General features: G+C 60.5%; 17 protein-coding genes, 1 pseudogene and 1 riboswitch. Of the genes and pseudogenes, 13 read left to right on the plus strand and 5 right to left on the minus strand.

Features of this window, described 5'->3' with window-relative positions; all coding sequences use genetic code 11:
- Window positions 1–4: 4 nt before the first annotated feature.
- A complete protein-coding gene (locus tag IE224_RS17570; RefSeq protein WP_191312339.1) occupies window positions 5–625 on the minus strand; it encodes a flavin reductase family protein in 621 nt (206 codons plus the stop codon).
- A gap of 129 nt (window positions 626–754) precedes the next feature.
- Between IE224_RS17570 and IE224_RS17575 the strand changes: the two genes are divergently transcribed.
- Window positions 755–1,423, plus strand: a complete 669-nt coding sequence (locus tag IE224_RS17575; RefSeq protein ID WP_191312341.1) for a GntR family transcriptional regulator — start codon at window positions 755–757, stop codon at window positions 1,421–1,423.
- A 30-nt stretch (window positions 1,424–1,453) separates the two neighbouring features.
- Here IE224_RS17575 and IE224_RS21430 read toward each other — a convergent pair.
- Window positions 1,454–1,605: pseudogene (locus IE224_RS21430) on the minus strand (IS6-like element ISPmar1 family transposase); the annotation flags it as partial.
- A gap of 128 nt (window positions 1,606–1,733) precedes the next feature.
- A riboswitch (TPP riboswitch) is annotated at window positions 1,734–1,841 on the plus strand.
- Between IE224_RS21430 and IE224_RS17580 the strand changes: the two are divergent.
- The 4 genes from IE224_RS17580 to IE224_RS17595 all read left to right on the plus strand — a co-directional run bounded on the left by IE224_RS17580 (window position 1,832) and on the right by IE224_RS17595 (window position 4,936).
- The gene (locus IE224_RS17580) at window positions 1,832–2,443 is read left to right on the plus strand and encodes a YkoF family thiamine/hydroxymethylpyrimidine-binding protein (RefSeq protein ID WP_191312343.1); all 612 of its coding nucleotides are present in this window, start codon (window positions 1,832–1,834) and stop codon (window positions 2,441–2,443) included. It overlaps the preceding riboswitch by 10 nt.
- Window positions 2,444–2,461: 18 nt before the next feature.
- The gene (locus tag IE224_RS17585; RefSeq protein WP_191312345.1) at window positions 2,462–3,214 is read left to right on the plus strand and encodes an ABC transporter permease; all 753 of its coding nucleotides are present in this window, start codon (window positions 2,462–2,464) and stop codon (window positions 3,212–3,214) included.
- A complete protein-coding gene (locus IE224_RS17590; RefSeq protein ID WP_191312346.1) occupies window positions 3,207–3,950 on the plus strand; it encodes an ABC transporter ATP-binding protein in 744 nt (247 codons plus the stop codon). Before IE224_RS17585 ends, IE224_RS17590 begins: the two co-directional genes overlap by 8 nt.
- On the plus strand, window positions 3,947–4,936 hold the full coding sequence (locus tag IE224_RS17595) for an ABC transporter substrate-binding protein (protein WP_191312348.1): 990 nt from the start codon (window positions 3,947–3,949) through the stop codon (window positions 4,934–4,936). Before IE224_RS17590 ends, IE224_RS17595 begins: the two co-directional genes overlap by 4 nt.
- A 353-nt stretch (window positions 4,937–5,289) precedes the next feature.
- Here the strand turns inward: IE224_RS17595 and IE224_RS17600 are convergent, their stop codons facing one another.
- Window positions 5,290–5,529 carry a hypothetical protein gene (locus IE224_RS17600; RefSeq protein WP_191312350.1) on the minus strand — a complete coding sequence of 80 codons (240 nt, stop codon included), beginning with the start codon at window positions 5,527–5,529 and terminating at the stop codon, window positions 5,290–5,292.
- A gap of 54 nt (window positions 5,530–5,583) precedes the next feature.
- Window positions 5,584–7,194 (minus strand): isocitrate lyase, encoded by a 1,611-nt coding sequence (locus IE224_RS17605; protein ID WP_191312353.1) that lies wholly within the window; start codon window positions 7,192–7,194, stop codon window positions 5,584–5,586.
- A 316-nt stretch (window positions 7,195–7,510) separates the two neighbouring features.
- Here IE224_RS17605 and IE224_RS17610 point away from each other — a divergent pair, with 316 nt between their 5' ends.
- The 3 genes from IE224_RS17610 to IE224_RS17620 all read left to right on the plus strand — a co-directional run bounded on the left by IE224_RS17610 (window position 7,511) and on the right by IE224_RS17620 (window position 11,112).
- Window positions 7,511–8,947: a helix-turn-helix domain-containing protein gene (locus IE224_RS17610; protein WP_191312355.1), complete on the plus strand. Its 1,437-nt coding sequence runs from the start codon at window positions 7,511–7,513 to the stop codon at window positions 8,945–8,947.
- A 452-nt stretch (window positions 8,948–9,399) separates the two neighbouring features.
- The gene (locus tag IE224_RS17615; RefSeq protein ID WP_202380252.1) at window positions 9,400–10,683 is read left to right on the plus strand and encodes a sulfite oxidase; all 1,284 of its coding nucleotides are present in this window, start codon (window positions 9,400–9,402) and stop codon (window positions 10,681–10,683) included.
- A 15-nt stretch (window positions 10,684–10,698) separates the two neighbouring features.
- Window positions 10,699–11,112, plus strand: coding sequence for a cytochrome C-552 (locus IE224_RS17620; RefSeq protein WP_191312357.1), 414 nt, complete (start codon window positions 10,699–10,701; stop codon window positions 11,110–11,112).
- A 50-nt stretch (window positions 11,113–11,162) separates the two neighbouring features.
- On the opposite strand, the gene pdxR is transcribed toward IE224_RS17620, so the two are convergent.
- Window positions 11,163–12,641: a MocR-like pyridoxine biosynthesis transcription factor PdxR gene (gene pdxR, locus IE224_RS17625; protein WP_191312359.1), complete on the minus strand. Its 1,479-nt coding sequence runs from the start codon at window positions 12,639–12,641 to the stop codon at window positions 11,163–11,165.
- 111 nt (window positions 12,642–12,752) lie between these two features.
- Here pdxR and IE224_RS17630 point away from each other — a divergent pair, with 111 nt between their 5' ends.
- The 5 genes from IE224_RS17630 to IE224_RS17650 all read left to right on the plus strand — a co-directional run.
- The gene (locus tag IE224_RS17630) at window positions 12,753–13,754 is read left to right on the plus strand and encodes a TRAP transporter substrate-binding protein (protein WP_191312361.1); all 1,002 of its coding nucleotides are present in this window, start codon (window positions 12,753–12,755) and stop codon (window positions 13,752–13,754) included.
- Between the two features lie 70 nt (window positions 13,755–13,824).
- The gene (locus tag IE224_RS17635; RefSeq protein ID WP_191312363.1) at window positions 13,825–14,385 is read left to right on the plus strand and encodes a TRAP transporter small permease; all 561 of its coding nucleotides are present in this window, start codon (window positions 13,825–13,827) and stop codon (window positions 14,383–14,385) included.
- Window positions 14,382–15,722, plus strand: a complete 1,341-nt coding sequence (locus IE224_RS17640; protein ID WP_191312365.1) for a TRAP transporter large permease — start codon at window positions 14,382–14,384, stop codon at window positions 15,720–15,722. The genes IE224_RS17635 and IE224_RS17640 overlap by 4 nt, the downstream gene beginning before the upstream one ends.
- A 14-nt stretch (window positions 15,723–15,736) precedes the next feature.
- Window positions 15,737–16,132, plus strand: coding sequence for a nuclear transport factor 2 family protein (locus IE224_RS17645; RefSeq protein WP_191312367.1), 396 nt, complete (start codon window positions 15,737–15,739; stop codon window positions 16,130–16,132).
- 5 nt (window positions 16,133–16,137) lie between these two features.
- On the plus strand, window positions 16,138–17,515 hold a 1,378-nt coding region (locus tag IE224_RS17650), incomplete at its 3' end, for an NAD(P)/FAD-dependent oxidoreductase (RefSeq protein ID WP_191312369.1).

A 17,515-nucleotide genomic window follows, 5' to 3' on the forward strand; every position in this document is an offset into this window, starting at 1 on the left:
GTTCTCACTCAGGCACTAGATCATCGAGGCGTGGAGCCTTCAGTTCGAACTGTTGGTCGGCGACGATGTAGTTGTCGGCATGCAAGCGGGCGATTGGGTGATAGGCTGACGGATTAACGTAGCGACCCTGTCCATCCAGGCAGTCGGTGCGGACATGCATGTGCAGGACCTCGCCCAGCACGATCACGCGACGCGGATATTCGATCAGACGGTCTACGCGGCATTCCATTGCGCAGGGGCTGGCAGGGAGCCAACAACTTTCGACTTGCCTGCCGGGGGCTGTTCTTTCACTGGCCAAGTCCAGTTCGTCAACGTCAGTCCCGACCCCTAGCCCGCAGATTAGCATCGTCCGCGACAAGGCCATGTCAACCATATTAACTGTAAACTGTCCGCTGCGGCGGATGTTGGAGACCGTGTCCTTTTCCCACCCGTCGGCTCGTGGTTGGATGCCAAGAGCCAAGATCGCAGGATCGTGCGAGAAAACGTTGAAGAAACTCATCGGTGCGCCGTTGTTCGCACCAGATGGGCTGCGCGTTGTCACGAGCGCGATCGGCCGAGGACCCACAAAATTGGTAAGGAGGCGATAACAGTCCTGTTGAGGAAGTTTGGTGAGGTCAAATTCCATTGCGATCCTCTCTTTCGGTCATCCTTAGCTTATTGTCGACATTGTAGTCAACAATCATGGTGGCCTTTCAGGCTGGACGATGGTGACACGGCGACTATATGTATGAATGGCAAGCAAAGGGGCGCCAGGATGGATATTCTGACTGTGGAACAGATTGCCGAGCGCATCTGGTTGTCCATTGCTGACCGTCGCCTGCGTCCCGGAACACGGCTGAAGGAAACGGAACTGGCCGAAATCTTCGGCATTAGCCGAGCTCGCGTCAGGCAGGTTCTTGCGCTTCTGGAACGCGAGGGTCTGGTCGTTATTGAAAGCCATAAGGGCGCGGTCGTAGCCAAACCTAGCGTGACCGATGCCGAAGATATCTTTCATATCCGCGCGACGGTTGAACAGCGTGTGCTGGAACGCCTAATGATGCAATTGGATAGCGCTAAACTGGTCGAGATGTTCGAGCACGTCGCCAAAGAGCGAATTGCCAACAACAACAACAATCAGCGCGACATCATCAAGCTGTCCGGCGGCTTCCACGTCCTGCTGGCCGAGATGGCCGAAGCCGAGTTCCTTACTGGAATGATGCGTGACTTGGTCAGCCGGACCTCTCTGATCATGGCGGCCTTCCGGGATTCCAACATGCACAATTGCGGCCCCGACGAACACGAACATATCCTAATTCATTTGAAGAACGGCAACCTAGAGGCTGCCAAGCAGGCGATGGTTGATCACCTTGAGCATGTAGAAAGCGCGCTCAACTTGCTTCAAGACCGCGACTCCCCGAAGAACCTGCGTGATGCTCTAATCTAGTCACCTGGAACTGTAATTCGTGTCGTTGGCTCATTGACAGAACTGCTGGAAGGGAAGCAACTCTGCCTAATGAAGCCTTGCGGATCATGTTCACCAACTGAATGCCCCGCAATGGTCGAACTGGCTGAGGTGGACCTCTTGAAGCCCGGCATCGGTCTCACCCGACGCTTGATGAATAGATGAGCCTATATGCCGCTCACGTAATCTAGCACTCCATAACACCTGTGTCAGGGGCGGAGCGATAGCGAAAGCATTGATCGGGGCGTCGTCACGTCATTGACAGCGACCATGCCAGTTGCCATGGTCCGGCCAACATCAACGGGGGTGCTCCATCCAAGGGGCTGAGATGCGCGAGCTCGCGCGAACCCTTTCAGCTGATCCGGGTAATGCCGGCGGAGCGAGGCAAGCATGTTCATTGGCGCCCAAGTGTCGCTTTATCCCATGACGTCCGATTTCGTGGACGTCATAATGTCCAGCCTTAGGGCGCTCGATCCCTATCGCGACACGTTGCGGATCGAGACGGATGACATCTCGACCCTGATGGTGGGGGCGCCGGAACCGCTGTTCGACGCCGTGCGCGACCTGTTCGCCTGCGCGGCACGCCAGCCGGATCATGTGACGATGCATGTCACCTTGTCCCGCGGCTGTCCCGGAGAGCCGGATGATCCGATCTGTCGTTGCGAGACGCTGACGCGCGCGCAAGGCTTGTCCCTGTCAGAACGTCAGGCCAAGGCAGAGGAGGCTGTTCGGACCGCGTCGGCCCTGGGCGTTGTCGTCGATGTGCAGTTTTCACTTTATGTGCTGGGCCAGGACCGTCACATGGACGAGATTTATGGCTGCATCGACTTCCTCAAGAACTCTGGCACTTTCCTGCGCTCCAAGAACTTCTGTACCCGGCTGCGTGGCGATGCAGGAGCGGTATTCGAGACGCTGCGCCAGGCCTTCCTGCGCTTTGGACCGGCCGAGGGACACGTGACGATCGACATGACGGCCTCGGCGAACAGCCCAAGTACGCGCTGATCCCCCGGAGGCACGGTCATGCTGCCGAGTATTCTGCCGCCTCTGCTTCTGGCCGCCTGTCTTCTGGCGGGCTGGGAGATCTATTGCCGACTCGCAGATGTAGCGCCGCTGATCCTTCCGGCGCCCTCTGGTGTGCTGCAGGCCTTGGTCTTGAACCGGGCCGACATCGGCGCCCATGCGCTCTCCACGATAGCGGTGGCGGCCTTGGGCTTCTCGCTTTCGGTCGGCTTCGCCTTTCTCGTCTCTATCATGTTGCATTTCCTGCCTTGGGCCAAAAAGGGTCTGATGCCATTGTTCGTGGCAAGCCAGACAATTCCCCTAATCGCCCTGGCGCCGCTGATGATCCTCTGGTTCGGCTTTGGCCTTCTGCCAAAGGTACTGCTGGTGATCCTGGTCACCTTCTTTCCCATGCTGCTGAGCCTGCTGTCCGGTTACCGGCAGACGCCCGCCGCCTTTGCGGATCTTCTTGCGTCGATGGGCGCGGGACGGCTTTCCATTTTCCGCCGCGCCGTGCTGCCCTCGGCTCGGCCCAGCTTCTTCGCTGGGCTGCGGATCTCGGCCACCTATGCGATCGTGGCCACGATCTTTGCCGAATACGCCGGGGCGCGGCGCGGTTTGGGCATCTACATTCTTGCAGCCAAGAACAACTTTCACGCCGATCTTGTGCTGGCGGCGGTAGTGGTGTCTGCGGCGCTGACGCTGGCCCTGTTGGGCGCCATCCGGCTTCTGGACCGCCTAACGGCCCCCGGCTCTAAGGCGCGCCATGCTTGACTTGCGCGGCCTGTCCATCGGTGGCGCAGATGGGGCAATGGTAGTTCGTGATCTGTCGCTTTCTTTGCCGGCGTCCGGGATCACTGCCCTGATCGGCCCTTCCGGCTGCGGTAAAAGCTCGGTCCTGAAATGGTTGGCGGGCATCCTGCCCAAGGACCTGGATGCCGAAGGGCAATTGATGCTGGATGGGCAAGCCTCTGCACGCCCTAGTCCCGCGATAAGCTACCAGCCGCAAGGCGACGGGCTATTCCCGTGGCTGACGGTGGCTCAGAATGCCGCCTTGGGCCTTCAGGTCAGGGGTCTGTCTCGTGCCGAAGCCCTGAGCCGCGTTGCACCACTGTTTCGCAGCTTTGGCCTGAAGGGGACTGAAAGCCAGTTTCCCGATCAGCTTTCCGGCGGGATGCGCCAGCGTGCCGCCTTTCTGCGCACCGTCGTGCAGGACAGCCGCTATATCCTGCTGGACGAACCATTCTCGGCCCTGGATGCCGTAACGCGTCTGCGCATGCAGGACTGGCTGGTTGCCCGGCTTGCCGACCGACCGCGCGGCGTCCTGCTGGTCACCCATGACCTTCACGAGGCAACCAGGCTTGCGGACCGTATCCTGGTCATGACGGGCTCGCCTGGCCGGATCGTGGCTGAAATCCCGGTGCCAGGTCCCCCCACACAGCGCAGCGAGGCCGCCCTTGCGCCGCTGCGCGACGACTTGAAGTCCCTGCTGCTGGAGAATGCCCCATGACGATCCGCCCGCTTGCGTTTGGCCTTTGCCTTGCCATCCCGATGCCCGCTTGGGCCGACACCAGCGTCAGCGTCGCGCTCGACTGGATGCTGAACACCAATCATGTCGGCCTGGTCGTCGCCCGTGACCGTGGGCTTTATGCCGCCGAGGGGCTGGAGGTCGAACTGCTTCCCTATTCCGACACCAATTCCGCCGCGCTGCTGGCGGGGGGTGCCGCGGATTTCGCCTATATGACCTCGCTGGGCTTCATGTCGGCGCGGGCCGGTGGGGCCGAACTGGTGGCACTGTGGGCCACGATGCAGCACGATCCGGGGCGGCTGGTCTATAACAGCGACAATGCGGACATCACCCGGCCCGCAGATCTGTCGGGCAAGACCTATGCCGGCTTCGGCAGCGCGTGGGAGGAGGCGCTGATCGGCACGATGATCCGCAATGACGGTGGCGAGCCGGCGTGGGATACTGTGACACTGGGCACGGGCGCCTATGAGGCGCTGGCCTCGGGGGCAGTGGACTTCACGCTGGAGGTCTCGACCTGGGAGGGCGTGAACAGTACGCTTCAGGGCCGAAAGCAGTCCTCATTAACCTATGCCGACTACGGCATTCCGGACCAGCAGACAGGCTATATCGGTACGCGCGCGGACACCCTGGTCCAAGACCCGGATCTGGTGGGGCGCTTCATGCGCGCGACACTGGCGGGCTATGAATGGGCCGCCGACCATCCGGATGAAGCTGCGCAGATCCTGATCGCTGCCGGAGACTTTCCGAACCCCGAACTTGTCCACGGCTCGATGAAGGCGATCACCGAGGGCGGTTATCTTCGCGATGGCGACACGCCCGTTGGCAGCATTGATCCGGAGCGATTTTCGGCAATGGCACGTTTCCTGTTTGACAGTGGCGTTCTCAAAGACGCGAGTGGCAAAGCTTTGGAATGGCCTCGAGATGTCTCGACCTGGTTCAAGCAGCGCTGGAGAGAACAAGAGTCTTAATAGCCTGAATGATTGTCTATCGCGCCAGCAGCTAATCATGGAGCAGAAGACTCATTTGCGATAGACGGCTTGATGACGTGAACAACCCCGGACGGCATCCGTATGCCAGGGGAACTGCAGCCGACCCATTGACACCGCCCACCCCAGCGATCTCTGCGAACGTGTCACGTGCAAAATCCAGTGTGAGGTGGCCTGATGCCATTGTAGCTTCTTGCATCAAAGTTAGCAAAGAAGGCCTCCACGAATGCGGGTCTATTCACTATCGGACATCGCTGCTGCAACTGCGATTATCCATAAGAATAGAACTTCAGGGCTAATCGGCCCTGAAGTGAGCTTGTTTCCGAAGAGGCTCCTCAAGCTGCGTCCTTTATGGCGCGGTCACTCTCCCGAACCGTTGGCACGATCTGGTCTCCCCAGGATCCGTTGCCGCCGTGGTGGCGCGAGACGCGCACCAGCTCGACCGAGACGCCCTCGTTGACGGCGCGTTGGATTGCCTCGTTCAGGCGGTGGACAGCATCGGCCACGCGATGGATAACGCGGTCGCGGGGATCAAGGTCGGCACGCTCGACCCGTTCGAAATCCGGCTTGTTCATGGTTTCCTCCGGAGGTTTGGGGCCCTGGCCCGACGCGGGACAGGCTGCTGGCTTCTATTCGGCCGCGAACTGGTTCATGGTGTTGGCGTGGCCACCCGCCTTCAGGGCCCGTTCGCCCGCCACCATTTCCTTGAAGCTGTCCCCCAGGTCGGACCCTACCTCGTGCTGGTGCTTCACGGCGCTGATGCCACGGCGGATCTCCTCGCGCTGGACCGTCTTCACATAGGCCAGCATCTTTTCCTCGCCGAAATAGCCGCGCGACAGTTCGTCGACTGACTTGGCTGTCAAGTGGAAGGTCGGCAGCGTGATCAGGTTGTGGAACACGCCCGCGCGCGCCGCGATGTCGGTTTGGAAGCGCTGCAGGCGGGCATCCGCCTCGCGGCCCAGGTCAGTGTCATCGTAATCCGCCTTCATCAGTTCGATCCCGTCGGGATAGTCGTTTTCGGGGATCTTCTGGTCGCGGACCCACTCTGCACGCACCTGCTTGCGCAGGTTCAGTGTCCAGTTGAAGCTGGGCGAGTTGTTGTAGGTCAGTTTGGCGTTCGGCACCTCCTTGCGGATTTCGGCCACCATACTGGCAATCTGGTCCACGTTCGGAGTGTCGGTCTCGATCCACAGCAGATCGGCGCCGCCTTGGGTCAGGGATGCAATGCAGTCCTCGATCACGCGGGCTCGGCCGGTATTTTCTCGGAACGGGAACAGGCCGTTCGGCAGGCGCATGGGACGCACGAACTCGCCGCCCTGGAAGATCGCCAGTTCCCCTTCGCGGATCGGATTGTCCTTGGTGATCTGCTCGGTCTTGAGCCATTTGATATACTGGCTGGCTAGATCGCCTGGCTGCTGGCTGACCGGAACCTTCTGGGTCAGGCCCGCCCCCAAGCTGTCGGTGCGCGCGACGATCACACCATCCTCAACGCCCAGTTCCTCGAAGGCTAGGCGGCAGGCGCGCAGCTTTTCGATGAAATCCTCGCGCGGGACGGTGACCTTGCCATCCTGATGGCCGCATTGCTTGGCATCCGACGCCTGGTTCTCGATCTGGAGCGCGCAAGCACCCGCCTTGATCAGCTCCTTGGCCAGCAGGTAGGTCGCATGTTCGTTGCCGAAGCCCGCGTCGATATCGGCGATGATCGGCACGACATGGCTTTCGAAATTGTCGATGCGGTCGATGATCCGTGCCCGCTCGTCCTCGGACCCCGCCTTCTTCAATTCGCGGAACAGGTCGTTCAGCGCGACCTCGTCCGCTTGGCGGAGCGAGACGTAGATTTCCTGGATCAGGTCTGCAACGGCAGTCTTTTCGTGCATCGACTGGTCGGGCAGGTGGCCCCAGCGGTTGCGCAGCCCTGCCACCATCCAGCCAGACAGGTAGACATAGGTGCCCTTGGCGGTGCCGCGCATCCGCTTGACGGCCTTGATCATCTGCTGGGCGTGAAAGCCCGACCAGCAACCCAGCGACTGGGTGAACTTCGACGGATCCGCGTCATAGGCCGCCATGTCGGCGCGCATGACCCCTGCCATGTCGCGGGCGATGTCCAGATGCGTGTCATAGGTGTTCTGCATCCGAAGCTGCACAATGTCATCGACCGAAACGCCAGCCGGGGTGTGACCGGAGGGGTAGCGCGACAAGATGTCGGATCGGATGGAAGAATAAGTCTTTCGATTTGTCATGGTCTTTCCTTTCAGCAGAATGGTCCTGGATCAGGGTGGGCTGGGTGGATGTTTTCCTAACCGACTGGGTTGGAGTGTCCGGAGGGTATGGTGTCTATCGGGACCATCGCCTGTCGGACCCCTTTGCAACGGGTCTGAATTTCTGGCGGCGATGATCGTCAAATCGACATGATCAGCTTCTATGATTCCTCGTTTTGTTACGCTGGTAATGTTACGATGCAGGTGCAGCATTGGCTGCATACAAAGAGGTTGTGTTGTCACTGAGGTCACGATCACAGCTTCAAACTTGTAACATTGTCAGAGAGGATACCCCCAAATGCCTGCTCGTCCGGAAAAGCTCATCATCGGCCAGCGGCTGCGCGTGCTGCGCCTGTCGCTAGGCTTGACGCAAGCGCAGATGGGCGCGGAACTGGGTGTCTCAGCCAGTTACATCACCCTCATCGAGGCCGATCAGCGTCCAGTTTCGGCCCGCCTGCTGCTACGCCTTGCGGAGGTCTATGACCTCAACATCTCGGAACTGGTACCGTCTGCCGATGCTCAGCTGGCGACGGATTTTGCATCCGCCTTGAAGGATCCCGGGCTTGATGCTGGCAGCCTACCCCGGGCTGAAGTCGAAGCAGTTCTACAATCGTCACCCCGAATTGCCGCAGCCTTCGTCCGCCTGCACGACCGGTATCGAGATTCCATGCTGCGCGCGCAAAGCGACGCCAATCCGATGATCGATCGTGACAAGGTCGAGGTGCTCACGGAAAGCTCTCGTCCGGTCGAGGAGGTCCGCGCCTGGTTTTATACACGCGGCAACTATGTCGAGCCCCTGGATAATGCGGCCGAGGCCTTGGCGAGTGACCTGGGCCTGCATCGCGGCGAGCCGCATGTGACGCTGTCGATGCGCCTGGCAGCCCATGATATCCAAGTCCGCATCCTGCCCGCCCCGGTCATGGGCGACCAGCTGCGCCGCTTCGACCCACATCGCAAGGAACTGCTTTTGTCGGAACTGCTGGGCCAGCCAAGCCGGCGCTTCCAGATCGGCGTCCTTCTGGCGAAGCTGGAAGCCGGCGATGTCATCTCGGCTTTAGTGGCTGAGGCAGGGCTTATCGAACCCGCCGCGATCAGTCTGCTGCGGGTTAGCCTTGCCAACTATTTCGCCGCAGCGTTGCTGATGCCCTACCGCCGCTTCCTGACCGCCTGCGAAAGCACTCGTTATGATGTCGAGCTGCTGAGTCACCGCTTTGGCACCAGCTTCGAGCAGACGGCTCATCGCATGTCCACGCTGCAGCGTCCGCAGGCGCGCGGCATCCCGTTCTTCTTCGTGCGGGTGGACCGCGCCGGCAATATGTCCAAGCGCTTCAGCGCCGGGCGGTTTCCCTTCTCACGTTTTGGCGGCAGTTGCTCTCTGTGGAACATCCATTCCGCTTTCGAGACACCTCATCAGGTTCAGACGCAGGTGATCCGCATGCCCGAGGGCGCCAGCTACTTCTCGATCGCGCGTACTGTCACTCGTGCCGGGGGCAGCTATGGCGCGCCGTCGCAGCGCCTGGCGATCGGGCTTGGCTGCGATATCGCTTATGCACCACGCCTTATCTATGCGGACGGCATCGATCTTAGTCGAACCAGCCCGACTGATATTGGCTTGAACTGCTATCTGTGTGAGCGGCAGAACTGTCCCGCCCGCGCCCATGCGCCCATCAACCGCAAGCTGGCGGTCAACGAACGTGAACGCAGTTTGGCGATTTTCCGTTTCGAAGAGGAATAGGACTGTCTTTCGCAAGCCAGAAATACACCAAGCACGAAAAACAATGAGGTAATCTGGCCCTATAAATTCTCAAAACTGGCTCTAAGAATACTCTGCTTTCGCTGCGACCCTGCGACCAAACGCTGCTGTGGGAAATCGAGGTGCCAACCAGCATTGCAAGATATTGCTTAATATGGGCACTCATACGCGACGGAGGAAAAGCACCTTTGGCCAGCCGCCGCATGACCGGACGCCTGTATTCCTTCCTGCCTTCTTCCCCGCCTCGGTCCTGGTACCGGTAATAGCGGACAACACGGCATTGGTAGCGCCTGGATGGCGAAGTCCGCCAAGCTTCTAGGAGACAAGTCGCTGTCGAGTTTTGAACTGGCTGGCTGCTTCCTTAGAGACCACCCGATTGCAGTTCTATGTCCAAGCTTCTCTCGCCCATGTCAAATCCTTCGAAAGGAAAAATGATGACCGCTGAGCCCCGCAACCCAGACCAACCGAACAGCGATACGACCCAGTTAAAATCTCGTCGTGCCTTCATGAAGACGACAGGCCTGACGGCCTTGGGTGCGATGCTGGGTATGGCCGTCCCATTTGAGCGCAACCTGCTACCGGGCATTATCCCCGTAGCACTCGCACAGGACACAGGGATGGACCTGATGGCGGCGAAGAAGGGCCTCGTCGTCTTGGGTGATCGTCCGCTGAACGCCGAAGTGCCGGCGCACCTTCTGGACGCTGACATCACCCCATATGAGCATCTTTTTGTCCGCATGAACGGTTTGGTTCCGCAGACAGCTCTGGATCAGAACGCCGAAGGTTGGACCTTGACCATCGATGGCGAAGTCGAAAACCCACTGGAGCTGACCATCGATGACCTGAAATCGCGCTTTGAGAATGTCACCAGGTGCCTGGTTATCGAGTGCGGCGGCAATGGCCGCGCATTCTTTCAGCCGGGAACCTCGGGCAACCAGTGGACGGTCGGTGCAGTCGGGTGTCCCGAATGGACCGGCGTTCGGCTATCAGACGTACTGAAGGAGGCCGGGCTGAAGGAGACGGCAGTCTATACGGGTCATTACAGCAACGATGTTCACCTGAGCGGTGATGAGGAGAAAGAGGTCATCTCGCGTGGGGCTCCCATTGCGAAGATCATGGAAGGTGATGCGATCCTTGCCTGGGCCATGAATGGAGAGCCGCTGTCGCCCCTTCACGGGTTTCCACTGAGAGTCATTGTACCAGGCTATCCTGCTTCTGCTTCGCAAAAGTATCTGACCCGGATCTGGATCCGCGACAAGGAGCATGACGGTGCCAAAATGACCGGCGATTCCTATCGCATTCCTGCCTATCCGGTGGCCCCAGGAACCGAGGTTCCCGAAAGCGACATGGTTGTGCTGACTGACATGCCGATCAAGTCCATTGTCACATTCCCCCAGACCGGCGCCGAGGTGAAGGCAGGCGAACAGGTCGAGGTGCGCGGCCATGCCTGGTGTGGTAAGGGCGATGTTAGCGCAATGCATGTCTCCATCGACTTTGGCCAGACTTGGCAAGAAGCGGCGCTCGAACCGGCCGTGAACCGGTTTGCCTGGCAGCGCTGGCGGGCAAACGTGACCCTTCCGCAGCAGGGCTATTACGAGATCTGGGCGCGTGCCACTGATGGAGACGGCATCAGTCAACCGCCCTTGTCACCCGTCTGGAACCCCCGCGGCTATGCCAACAATATCCAGCACCGCATTGCACTTGTTGCTACGGCCTGAGGGTAGGGTTGCAGCATGAAACATCTCATCCGCACCAGCATTGGTGCAACCGCTGCCCTCGTGCTTGGTATTGGCTTGGCCCTGGCCACGCCAGCACCCGATCCGATGAAATCCCTTTCAGGCAGGCCCGCTGGCGCCGATCCTTTGAATCCTATGACAGCGCTGATGGCCCGTTCAGACGAGGCAACAGGAGGCGAAGGGAACGTGGAACTGGGTGGCTTGCCGGACGGTCCAGGCGCGGAAGACACCTATTATCAGTGTGTTGCGTGCCATTCGACTGAAATCATCAAGCAGCAGCGCGTTACCGATCACCGCTGGGACGAGCTGTGGACCTGGATGGTCGAAGCGCAGGGCATGGTTGAGCCGGATGATCAGACCAAGAAGGTCATTCTGACCTACTTGAAAACCAACTTCTCGTCCGAACGCTGAACTCAGCGGGGCGCGGGTCACCGCGCCCTCCTTTGAAGTTGGCTACACAGTCAGCCAGCCTGGGCCAGGTCTTGGGCCATCCGATCGATCAGATCTATTCCCTCCGGGATCAACTCTGCTGTAATCGAGGCATACCCCAGTCGGAATACTGGACATGGAGATGGCGGAGCTTCGAAAAAAACCGCGCCCGGCTCAATCAGCACGCTTTTGTCGGTCAATCGTGCAGCCAGTTCAGCGCTGTCGGTCCCCTGCGCACTGAGCCAAACGCTCGATCCGCCCTGCGCTGCAGCGCCTTCGATCCTCAGCGATGTTCTGGAAATCGCTTCCTCAAGAATGCGCCGCCGTTCCTTCAACGTCTGTCTCAAGCGAACGATATGTGCATCGTAGTGACCCAAGGCGAGAAAGTATGCCGTGATCCGTTGAAGGTGGCTGGGCGGATGGCGCAGCATGATCGCCCGCAAGGCGCGTGCGCGCGCGATGAATGGAGCGGGTCCGACCATGTAGCCGATCCGCAGCCCTGGGAATAGTGACTTGGAGAAGCTGCCGATATAGATGACCCTTCCGGTGGCATCCAGGGATTTCAACGCCGGAGCCGGAGGCGCCAGGTAGGACATCTCGAAGTCGTAATCGTCCTCGATGATCAGAGCGTCCATATCGTCCGCACGCTGAAGAAGGGCGCGTCGCCGGGCAAGCGGCATCGTTGCACCCGTGGGGATATGGTGACTGGGCGTGATGATGATCAGGCGGCTGTTTGAGGGCAACATTGCCGGATCCAATCCCATAGAATCCACAGGTAAAAAGGTAGTCGGGCTGCGCGCCCGGCGCAGAGTCTCGGCGAAATCGGGATAGCCGGGCTCTTCGGTGACGGCGAGCCGGTCGCCACGGGCCAGCAGTTCGGTCGCGAGAAATAACGCGTTTTGCGCACCCAGCGTGACCAGGACCTCATCTTGCCGGGCGTGAAAGCCCCGGCGCGGCAGGGTGTTTGAGCAGATGTAATCGATCAACAACGGATCGTCCGCGCCGTATCGGTCGGCGGCAAGGTCAGAAAAGTCGCGTGTTCCCAATGCTCGCCGGGCGCAATCCCGCCAGGCGATATGGTCGAACAACGCTGGGTCCGGCTGACCGAAGATGAACGGATAGCGATATTCCCGCCAGTTGCTGGGTTTGCGGATGACGCGCTTTGGCAGATCATGATCTGACAGCCAACGCGACCATTGCATCGTTTGTGCCTTCGTCACGGGCTGAGGCTCTACGTTCACGCGGCGGTGCGGCACGGTCGCGGCGACCGCGATACCTGAGCGTGGCAGGGCCGCCAAATAACCTTGGCTGACCAAATCCTGATAAACCAGCGTAACGGTCATGCGCGAAATGCCTAGCCCCTGGGCAAGCTTGCGACTGGAAGGCAACCTTGTGCCTGGGTGCGCCCGCGTCTCCAAAATCGCGCGCACGATCGCGGCAGCAAGCTGGCCCTGAAGGGTCGGCGCATCCTGGCGCAGGAAGATCGCATCAACCGGAATATCGCTTTTCATCTGGACCTACAGTTCGGCTCAACTGGACATATGCCTTTGCTTGGCCTGCGGCAATATTACGCATCGTAATGCGATCGGTGGAGGCTGGTCGCGCAAGGGAGGGGAGCCCCAATGAAAACGACACGAATTTTGCTTGCCGGAACCACCATCTGCCTGATGGCCGCTTTTCCCGCATTTTCGAAAGAATACCGCATTGCGGTAGGTGACGGAGCAGGTGGCACGCAAGAAGCACTTGGCAAGGCCTTCGTCGAGGCGCTTGAACAGGAAAGCGGCGGCGAGATGACAGGCAAGCTGTTCGTGAACGGCCAGCTTGGCGACGAACAGGATACGGTTACCGCCGCAGCGACCGGAACGCTGGATTTCTCGATCCTGGCAATCAACAACATCACGCCGTTTTCGCCCTCGGTCGGCACCTTGACCCTGCCCTATGTCATTCTGAGCCAAGAGGACGCAGAAAAGGTCACACAGGGCGAGGTCGGTCAGCAGATGGTCGAACAGACTATCGAAGATGCGGGTGTGCGGATTATCGGCTGGGGCTATTCCGGATTTCGCGTGCTGACCAACTCGAAGAAGCCAATCTCCACGGTCGCTGATCTTCAGGGGTTGGTCGTACGGGTGCCGAAGAACGAGATCATGATCGAGACCTACAAGAGTTGGGGCATTAACCCGACCCCGATGGCGTGGGGCGAGACCTTCGCGGCCCTGCAGCAGAAGGTCGTGGATGGGCAGGACAACCCCTACATGACCGTCAATGCGATGAAGTTCTATGAAGTCCAGAAATACATCACCAACCTGCGCTATATCTTCTCGATCGAACCTCTGATCATCAGCGAGGCGCTGTTTGAAAGCCTCGACGAAGAACAGCAGCAACAGGTTCTGGCCGCAGGACAGGCTGCAACGCAGGCGTCAGCGGCGTTCCTGCGCGAGCAGGAAAGCAAGATCCGCGACGAGTTGGTCGCACGGGGTATGGAAATCACCGAGCCTGCCGACGACGAAAAGGAATTCATTGACCTCGCCACATCGACCGTCTGGCCCAAGTTCTATGATCAGATCGGCGGCGTCGAAGTCTTGAACAATGTGCTGACCTCTCTGGGTCGTGATCCGGTGCAGTGACGGATGTTTGGCGGCGGTCAGTCCGCGGCCCTTCGTGTCATCTTGGATTGCCACCACCGGAGACCCATGCATGCCCGCATTCTGGAAACATCTCGATCAGCTTGAAAGCTATGTCTGCCGCGCGCTGCTGGCCGTCTTCGTGACGCTTCTGTTCGTGCAAATCGTAGCCCGTCAGCTTTTCGGGTTCTCGATCACCTGGATCGAGGAACTGTCCGTCATTCTATTCGTCTGGTTCGCCTATTTCGGCGCGTCCTATGCGGCGCGCATGGCGGCGCACAATCGGGTGACGTTCCACCTCAACATGATGCCGCGCAAAACCGCGCGGATCATCGAGGCGATTGGCGATCTGTTCTGGATCCTCTTCAACGTCGTCTTCATCTGGCACGCCGTCCAGTTCATCAGCCGCCTCAAGCCCTTCGTGAAAGCCCAGACCCTGGGGTGGGAGATGCGCTATGTCTACATGGCCCTGCCCATCGCCTTCGCGCTGATGACGATCCGCATTCTGCAGGTGAACTACCTCAAGCTGGTCATGGGCATCGACCCGCGCGATCCGGACAAGGTCGAGGTTGAGCAGGCCCTGGAACTGGCTGAAGACGAGATGCGCGCCTATCAGCGGAGCCACGCAAAATGAACGAGCATGTCGTCGAAGTCCTGTTCGGCAGCTTTGCCCTGCTGATGGTGCTGGGCGCACCGATCACCGTAGCGCTTGGCGTCGCTGCCCTGGCCGCGATGTATTACCTGGGCGATAACCCGATCAAGATGGTCCAGATGGCCTGGTCCTCGGTGGGGTCCTTCCCGCTGATGGCGCTGCCGTCCTTCATCCTGGCCGGCGCGCTGATGGAAGCCGCAGGTCTGTCGCGGCGCCTGATCAACGTCGCCGAAAGCATGGCCGGCCCCTTCACCGGCGGTCTGTCAGCAGCCACCATCATGGCCTGTCTGTTCTTCGGCGCAATCTCGGGGTCTGGGCCCGCCACCACGGCAGCGGTAGGAATGCTGATGATCCCCGGCATGATCCGCAATGGCTATGGCCGCGACTATGCGGCCTCGGCCACAGCGGCGGCAGGGGGTCTGGGCATTGTCATCCCGCCCTCGATCCCAATGATCATCTTCGGCATCTCGGCCATGGGCATCGCGCCCGATCCCGCCGCCGTCGAGGCGCACGGCCAGTTCCAGTCGGTGTCCATCTCCAAGATGTTCATCGCCGGCTTCCTGCCGGGCGCGGTGATGGCGGGCGGCCTGCTGCTGATGAACTATGTCCGCTGCAAGCGCCGCGGCTATCACGGTTCGTCCGAGCCGCTGTCGCTGCGCAAGGTGATGTGTGCCTGCTACCAGGGCTTCTGGGCACTGATGGCGCCGGTCGTGATCCTGGGCGGCATCTATACCGGGATGTTCACACCGACCGAAGCTGCCATTGTTGCTATCTTCTACACGCTGTTCGTCGGTCTCTTCATCTATCGCGAACTGAACATTGCGGAGGTGTTCAAGGCTCTAGAAGCAACGACGTGGTTGGCAGGTCGCGTGCTGCTGGTTCTGTTCGCCGCCACGATTTTTGGCCGGATCTTGGTCGAGAACAATGTGCCCGGCATCATTGCAGGCGGCATCCTTAGCCTGACCACTAATCCCTATGCCATCTGGGCGCTGATCATCGGCATGCTGCTGATTGTCGGGATGTTCATGGAGACACTGGCCGCGATCATGATCCTGGTCCCGGTGATGCTGCCGGTGGCCTACATGGTTGGCATCGACCCGATCCACTTCGGCATCGTGATGATCTGCACGCTGTCGGTCGGCTTCCAGACACCGCCGCTGGGCGAGAACCTGTTCATCGCCTCTGGCATCTCGGGCGAAAGCATCGAACGGATCAGCGTCACCGCGCTTCCCTTCGCCGTCGCCTCGACAGTTGCGATCTTCATCATCGCCCTGTTCCCGCAAATCGCCCTCTGGCTTCCGGCCGTGCTGGGCTACTGACCAAGGAGTTTCCCATGACCCGCACCCTGACCGCAGATGATCTGAAGGCCACCTTCGACGCTTTCAACCGCCACGACATCGACGGTGTCATGACCCACTTTGCCGACGACTGCGTCTTCTACACGGTCGCCGGTGACCACGAATACGGCAACAAGATCGAAGGCCGCGCGGCCATCGCCAAGGCCTTCGAGGGCGTCTGGACCGCCTTGCCCGACGTGCAGTGGGCCGACCACAGCCACTTCGTGTCCGAGGACGGCACCCGCGGCGTCAGCCAGTGGACCTTCCGCGCCACCAACCCTGACGGCACCCGGACCGAGGTGCAGGGCGCCGACCTGTTCCGGTTCCGCGATGGCCAGATCGTGGAGAAGCAGGCCATCCGCAAGCAACGCCCCGCCGTCGCCGCAAAATGACCGCCATGCAGTCCATACCCGCGCGCGGGTCGGCGCCCTTCGACCCCCTTTATGACCCGATGACCGCACGGGTGATCGGTCCGGGCAGCGACTATGCCCCGACCTACTGGATCGGCACCGCCGGTCCCGCGCCCGAGGGCGACGGCCCCGTGACACGCGACATGGATGTCGATGTCGCGGTGATCGGGTCGGGCTATACCGGGCTGTCGACGGCCATCCACCTGGCCAAGGAGCATGGCATCAAGGCCACCGTGCTGGAGGCCAACGGCGTCGCCTACGGCTGTTCGACCCGCAACGGCGGACAAGCCCAGATCAGCGCTGGTCGGCTCAAGCGCAGCCAGTGGATCCAGCGGTGGGGCCTCGATGTCGCCCGCGAGATGCATGCCGAGATGGTCGAGGCGTTCGCGCTGTTCCGCGGCCTGCTGCGCGATCACGACATCCAGTGCGATCCGCAGGATGGCGGCCACTACTACATCGCTCACAAGGCCAGCGTCATGCCGACGCTGGAGGCCGAGGCGAAGCTGTTGCGCGACACCTTCGGCTACGATGCCCGGATGCTGTCGCGTAGCGAGCTGTTCGCCAACGCAGTGCGCGACCAGGAAGCACATGGTGCGATGTGGGAAGCCGACGGCGTCAGCATCCACGCCGCAAAGCTGGCCTTCGGATATCTGCGCGTGGCCCGCGAACTGGGGGCCACCGTGCATCCCGACAGTCCCGTGCAGGGATGGGAGATCAAGAACGGCGTCCACCATCTGCGCACGCCGGGCGGTATAGTCCGCGCCCGCCGGGTGGCCGTAGCCACCGCCGCCTATGCCACCCGCAGCCTGCACGGCCGCCTTCGCGACCGCCTTATGCCGATCATGTCGAACAGCATCGTCACGCGTGTCCTGACTCCGTCGGAACTGGAGGCCGTAGGCATCCGGACCATGTCGCCGCTGACGGATACCCGCACGCTGCGTCATTATTACCGCCTGCTCCCAGACAATCGGTTGCAGATCGGATCGCGCGCGGCGATCACAGGGCGCGACGCGGCAAATCCAGCCCACCTGAATGGATTGCGCGAAGGCATGGCCCGCAAGTTTCCCGCATTGCGCGGGATCGAGCTGGACTACAGCTGGTGGGGCTGGGTCGATGTCAGCCACGACATGATGCCCCGCATCACCGGACTGCCCGATCTGCCGGGAGCCTTCTACTCACTGGGCTATGGCGGCAACGGCGTGATGTATTCCGCAATGGCGGGGCGGCGCATGGCGCAGCTGGTGGCAGGCGAAAAGGTGCCCGACCTGCCGATCTTCAACACCGAACTTCCCCACGAGGGCTGGAAGACGCCGTTCCGGCGGCTGGGCCAGTGGGGCCTTTATCAACTTTACCAATATCGCGACG

This window comes from Paracoccus aerius, from assembly GCF_014656455.1.
GTDB classification, from domain to species: Bacteria; Pseudomonadota; Alphaproteobacteria; order Rhodobacterales; family Rhodobacteraceae; genus Paracoccus; species Paracoccus aerius.